This is a genomic window from Micromonospora sp. NPDC005163, from assembly GCF_053599835.1.
Map to the genome: position 1 here is coordinate 39,286 of NZ_JBSFYP010000055.1, position 6,165 is coordinate 45,450.

Annotated in this window: 4 protein-coding genes; all 4 read left to right on the forward strand. The window is 72.0% G+C overall.

Annotated features, from left to right (window positions below):
• A complete protein-coding gene (locus tag ACWD6N_RS28640) occupies positions 1 to 3,186 on the forward strand; it encodes a family 43 glycosylhydrolase (RefSeq protein ID WP_450005337.1) in 3,186 nt (1,061 codons plus the stop codon).
• Between the two features lie 24 nt (positions 3,187 to 3,210).
• The gene (locus ACWD6N_RS28645) at positions 3,211 to 3,843 is read left to right on the forward strand and encodes a hypothetical protein (RefSeq protein ID WP_354966764.1); all 633 of its coding nucleotides are present in this window, start codon (positions 3,211 to 3,213) and stop codon (positions 3,841 to 3,843) included.
• A gap of 63 nt (positions 3,844 to 3,906) precedes the next feature.
• Positions 3,907 to 4,968, forward strand: coding sequence for a hypothetical protein (locus ACWD6N_RS28650; protein WP_354966763.1), 1,062 nt, complete (start codon positions 3,907 to 3,909; stop codon positions 4,966 to 4,968).
• 28 nt (positions 4,969 to 4,996) lie between these two features.
• Positions 4,997 to 6,165, forward strand: a 1,169-nt coding sequence (locus ACWD6N_RS28655; protein ID WP_450005339.1) for a LamG-like jellyroll fold domain-containing protein, incomplete at its 3' end; no start/stop codon positions are given.

The following is a 6,165-nucleotide window of genomic DNA, read 5'->3' on the forward strand; positions in this document are numbered from 1 at the left end:
GTGAACACCACCGTGGTGCGCGGCGCCGCCCCACCAACCCGCCGGCCCGTGCGCCGGCTCCGCAGGGTGGTCGCCGCGGCGGCGGTCACCGGGCTCGTCGCCGCCGGCCTGGTCGGGGTCGCCGCGCCCGCGCACGCCGCCGACTCGTACACCTTCACCAACACCGTCAACCCGATCCTCGGCGACGGCAGCTACTACTCCGCCGACCCGGCGCCGGTCGTCGTGCCGAGCGGCGCACCCGGCAACGACAGCGGCCAGGACCAGCTCTACATCTACACCGGCCACGACCAGGCCGGGCCGTCCACCAACGACTTCGTCATGAACGAGTGGGGCGCTTTCCGGACCACGGACGTCGAGGCGGGGGAGTGGACCCACTACCCGTCGCTGATGCGCCCGGAACAGGTCTTCGCCTGGGCGACGCCGGGGCGCGCGTACGCCGGCCAGGTCGTCCGGGGCGTGGACGGACGCTACTACTGGTACGTACCGATCAACGAACGGGACAGCCCGGCCTCGGACAAGTTCGCGATCGGCGTGGCCGTCTCGGACAGCCCGACCGGCCCGTGGACCGACCACGCGGGCGGGCCGATCATCTCGCAGCGGGTGCCCACGCCCAACACCATCCACAACATCGACCCGACGATCCTCGTCGACGGCACGGCACCGAACCAGCGGGTGTACCTCTGGTGGGGTTCGTTCAGCCAGCTGCGGATGATCGAGCTCCAGCAGGACATGAAGACCCCGGTCACCACCCAGCGCTCGGTCACCGGCCTGACCGGCTTCTTCGAGGCGGCCTGGGCGTTCAAGCGCAACGGCACCTACTACATGGCGTACGCCGGGAACAACGCCGGTCCGACCTCGCAGTGCACCCCGGCGAACTACCACGCCTGCATCGCGTACGCGACGGCGTCGTCGCCGGAGGGGCCGTGGACCTACCGGGGCACCATGCTCCGGCCGGTTTCCTCGACGACGAGCCACCCGGGCATCCTGGAGTTCGACGGCCGGTGGTACATCGCGTACCACACCGCCGACGCTGTGGGCGGCGGCCACTTCCGCCGCTCGGTGGCGATCGACCCCGTCGAGTGGGACGACACGCAGAACCCGCCGAGGCTGAAGCTCGTGACGCCGACGCCGGTCAGGGGGCCTGATCGCACCCCGCGGGCGAACATCGCCCAGGAGGCGACGGTCACTGTCTCCAACGTGCCGGTGCCCACGCAGTACTGGGTGAAGGCGCTCAACGACGAGATCGTCCGGTCGAACCCGCTGCCACCGGACATGTGGGGCACCTGGACCGGCAACAACCCGCCCCAGCAGTGGGCGCAGTACACGTGGGACCAGCCGATGCGGATCTCCGGGTCGCAGATCGACTTCTGGAACGACCAGCCCCAGGGCACCGGCGCGGGCGTCGCGGCCCCCGCCCGCTGGCGCCTCCAGTACTGGAATCTCGACAGCGGACAGTGGGCCGACGTGCCGAGCCCGAGCGGCTTCCCGACCGGCACGCAGGGCTTCCAGGACACCACGTTCGACCCGGTGAGCACGACGCAGGTCCGCGCCGTGTTCGACGCGTCCACCAATGGCAGCACCTACTCCGGAGTGGCGGTCGAGGAGTGGAAGATCCTCGCCACTCAGCCCGAGTCCGTCACCCCGCCGGGAATGACGGTGGAGGTGGGGGAGACCGAGCTGCCCGACAGCCTCCCGGTGTCGTTCGGCGCCGAGACGCTGCGGGTGCCGGTCTTCTGGGACCCGGTCACGCCGGAGGACGTCGCGACGCCCGGGACGTTCACGATCGGGGGCAGCGTGCTCGGCTACGCCGCCGGTCGCGTCTCCGCCCAGGTCAGGGTCATCTCACCGGATGACACCGAGGGCGACGAGACGGCGCCGACGCTGACGCTCACACCCAGCGGCAGCGCCGGCGGTGCCGGCTGGTTCCGGTCCGCCGTGCGGGTGCGTATCGCCGGTGTCGACGACGGTGGCGGTCGGCTGACCATCGAGTCGCGGGTGGACGACGGCGAGCCGGTCGTCGCGAGCGCCGTGCGGTCCGTCGACGTGACCGTCTCCGGAGACGGTCAGCACGCGGTCCGGGCGACCGCGACCGACCGCGCGGGCAACACCTCGGAGCCCGCGAGCCTGGCCGTACGCATCGACGCGACGGCACCGGTCAGCACGGCCACCGTGGACAGCACGACCCGGGCGGTCACGGTGACCGCGAGCGACGCGACCTCCGGTCTCGCCCGTGTCGAGTACGCCATCGACGCCGGCCCGTGGACGGCCTACAGCGGCGCCATCGCGGCGCCCGACTCGAGCCGGCACACCGTGTCGTTCCGCGCGCTCGACACGGCCGGGAACCAGGAGACCGCGAAGACGGTCACCATCCCGGCGGACCTGTCCGGGCCGCTGACCGGCAACATCGGGCCCATCGCGACCCCGAGCGCGTCCTACACGGCGGGCTGGAACAGCCTCACCGCCCTCAACGACGGCGCCGACCCGGCGAACCCGAGCCAGGCGCAGCTCTGGGGCACCTGGTCCGGGACCCGCCCGGCGACCCAGTGGGTCCAGTACGACTGGGCCCGACCGGTGCGCGTCACCGGGACGGAGCTGAAGTTCTGGCGGGACTCCAACCGCGGCACCGGCGACGGCGTCGCCGAACCCGACGGGTGGGTGCTGCAGTACTGGGACGAGGGGACCTCGGCCTGGCGTGACGTGACCGGCGCGTCCGCCTACGGCACGAGCACCACCGCGTTCAACACCGTCACCTTCGATCCGGTCACCACACCTCGGGTGCGGGCGACGATCCGGGCCGACGGGAACGGCACCACCTACTCCGCGGTCGCGATCACGGAGTGGCGGGTCGTCGCCGACGACCCGGGTGTCCAACCCGCGTTGCCCGTCACGGTCAGCGTCCAGGCGCGGTGCGTCGGCGGTAGGGCGTACGTCGCCGTGCAGGCGCGCAACGAGCACGACGCGCCCGTGGACATCGTCCTGGAGACGGCCTACGGCCAGCGTTCCGTCGCCGACGTGGCACCCGGTGCGAACGCCTACCAGTCGTTCGCCACCCGGACGCCCTCGGTGCCGGCCGGCTCGGCGACCGTCCGCGCCACCGGGCCCATCAACGGTGTGGACGTGACGACCGTCCGCACCGCAGACCACGCCGGCGCCGATTGTGCCGGCGATCCCCGTCAGGCCCCGTAACCACTAGCGACGATGGAGTAGCAGATGAACACAGGAAACCGTAGGCGGTTGCTCGCGGCCGGTGCCGCGGGTGCGGTGCTGGTCGGGACGGTGGCGTTGCAGGCGCCGGTCCAGGCCGAGCCCGGCGACAGCGCCGACGTGCGGGTGACGGTCGACATCGAGGAGATCGCCGAACCCGGCGTGCTCGCCATGTCGATCGCCGGCAACTCCGTCGCGCTGTCCGAGGACGGCTCGACCCTGCTGGTCCGTCAGTTCGTCGGCAGCTTGCCGACGGTGACGGTCACCGACACCCGTACGGCCGAGGAGGTGCCCGACAACGCGGCCTGGGCCGTGCTGGGTAGCGCCACCGACTTCGTCGGCGGCGCCGGCCAGGCGCCGATCAGCGCCGGCCATCTCGGCTGGAAGCCGCGCCTTCTCGACGGGGGCGACAGCGGCCTGGTCACCGAAGGCGAGGAGGTGGTGACCGTCCTGGACGAGCCGACCCAGCCCGGCAACAACGTGGGCCTCGTCGACCAGGAGCTGCTGGTGTCGACGTTCGACTCCGAGGCGGTCACCGGCGACGCGTACTCGGTGGACGCCGACCTGTACCTGCGGACCCCGGCGGATGTCGCCGCCGGCTCGTACACCTCGACGTTGACCCTCTCGCTGTTCGAGTGACGCACGGGTGGGGGCCGCGTCGCCGTGGCCCCCACCATCACATCCCTCCGTCGAAGGACCCCGATGATCCGGACCTTGCCGCGGACGCCGCTGCGACTGCTCGCCGTGCTGGCCGCCGTGTTCGTCGCCGTGCCGATCGCACCCGCCACCGCGGTGGCGGAACCCACCAGCCCGACGCTGACCTGGGCGGTCCAGCCGGCCAGTCAGCAGGGCCCGGACGGCCGCCGGTGGGTCGAGCGCACGCTCGACCCGGGCCAGGTAGTGACCGAGCACCTGGCCGTGCGGAACCTCAGCGACGGCACGGTGGTCTTCGCGCTGAAGGCGGCCGACGGCTACCTCACCGACAAGGGACGCTTCAACATGCTCCCGTCCAACCGGAAGTCGGTGGACGGTGGCACCTGGATCAGGGTGCAGGAGACGGTCAGCGTCGGGCCGAGGCAGACGAAGGTGGTGCCGTTCACCATCGCCGTGCCCCGCGACGCCACGCCGGGGGACCACCCGGCCGGCATCGCGGCGGCGGTCACGAGCACGGGAGGCACGGTCGCCGTCGAGAGTCGGGTCGGGTTCCGGGTCATGCTGCGGGCCAGCGGCACGGTCACCGCGTCTCTGGCGGTGAGCGGCCTCACCGCCAGGTACGAGCGCTCGTGGAATCCCTTCTCGGCCGGCACCGTCCGTCTCAGGTACACCACGACGAACGACGGCAACGTCGCGGTGACCGGCACCGGCCGGACGGCGGCCACCGGTCCGTTCGACCTGGCCACACGGCGAATCGCGACGAACGTCGAGGAGACGCTTCCCGGAGGCACCCGGGAGGTCGAGGCCCGCCTCGACGGGGTGTGGGCGGTGGGACGGCTCCAGACCCGCGTCGACCTCACCCCGGCCGTCCTCGGTGGTGGCCCCGCCGGCGCCGAGATCAGGCCCGCCACCGCCACCGTCACCATCTGGGCGCTGCCGTGGCCGCAACTGGCCCTGGCCGCAGCCCTCGCAGCCCTCGCGTTTGCCCTCCGGAGCACCGTCCGCCGACGCCGGCGGCGACTCGTGCAGTTGCTCGCCGACGCCCGGAACGAGGGCCGGGCGGAAGCCCGGACCTCGGCACTGGCTGGCAACGCGCCGAAGGCCCCGTAAATCCCCCTGCCCGAAAGGACGATCCGCAATGGTGGAATCCGACAAGATGCCCGTCAGCCGACGTCAGGTACTTCAGGCATCGGCCATTGGCGCCGCCGCCGTGGCCACCGCGGGCGCGCTCCCGGCGACCGCCGCCGAGGCGGCGACAGCCACCGGGACGACGACCGGCGCGACCGCCCTGGGCGCGACCCCGGCCGATCCCGGTCCCGGCGGCACCGCCCCGGTCAGGCCGTTCCAGCTGCGGGAGGTGAAGCTGGGCGACGGACTGCTCCAGGAGAAGCGCGACCGCATGAAGGCCTGGCTCCGGCAGTTCGACGAGCGGCGCTTCCTTGTGCTGTTCAACAACCAGGCTGGTCGGCCGAACCCGGCGGGCGTCTCCGTCCCTGGCGGGTGGGAGGACGGCGGTCTGCTCAGCGGCCACTGGGCCGGCCACTTCATGACGGCCCTGGCGCAGGGCTACGCCGACCTTGGCGAGCCGATCTTCAAGACCAAGCTCGACTGGATGGTCGGCGAACTCGCGGCGTGCCAGGCCGCGATCACCGCGCGGATGGGCGATGGCGGCCCGGGCGGTGAGGAGCCGCAGGAGCCGCAGATCGGCCGGGTGCCGGGCCGCTTCGGCAGCGCGCTCCGCCTGAATGGCCCCAGCCGGGCGCAGCATGTGACCCTTCCGCAGGAGGCGATCAGCCAGCTCGCCGACTTCACGATCGCCACCTGGGTGAACCTCGCGGCCACCCAGAACTGGAGCCGGCTGTTCGACTTCGGTCAGAACACCACGGTCAACATGTTCCTGACTCCGCGTGCCGGTGTCACCGGAAACGTGCCGCGGTTCGCGATCACGGTCAGCGGCAGCGGTGGCGAGCAACGGATCGACGGTAACGCGGCGTTGCCGACCAACCAGTGGGTGCACCTGGCCGTCACGCTCACCCAGCAGACCGGCACGCTGTACGTGAACGGTCAGCAGGCCGGCCAGAACACGGCCATGACGCTGAGCCCGGCCAACCTCGGGAATCCCGGTAACCGGTGGATCGGGCGGTCGCAGTACGGCGATGCGTTCCTGGACGCGAGCATCGACGAGTTCCACATCTTCGACCGGGCCCTGAGCCAGGCGGAGGTCCGGTCGATGCTGGACTCGCCGACCGGGAGCACCGCCGGCGGGTCGATCGCCTGGTACCGGTTCGAGGAGGAGGGTGGTACCGC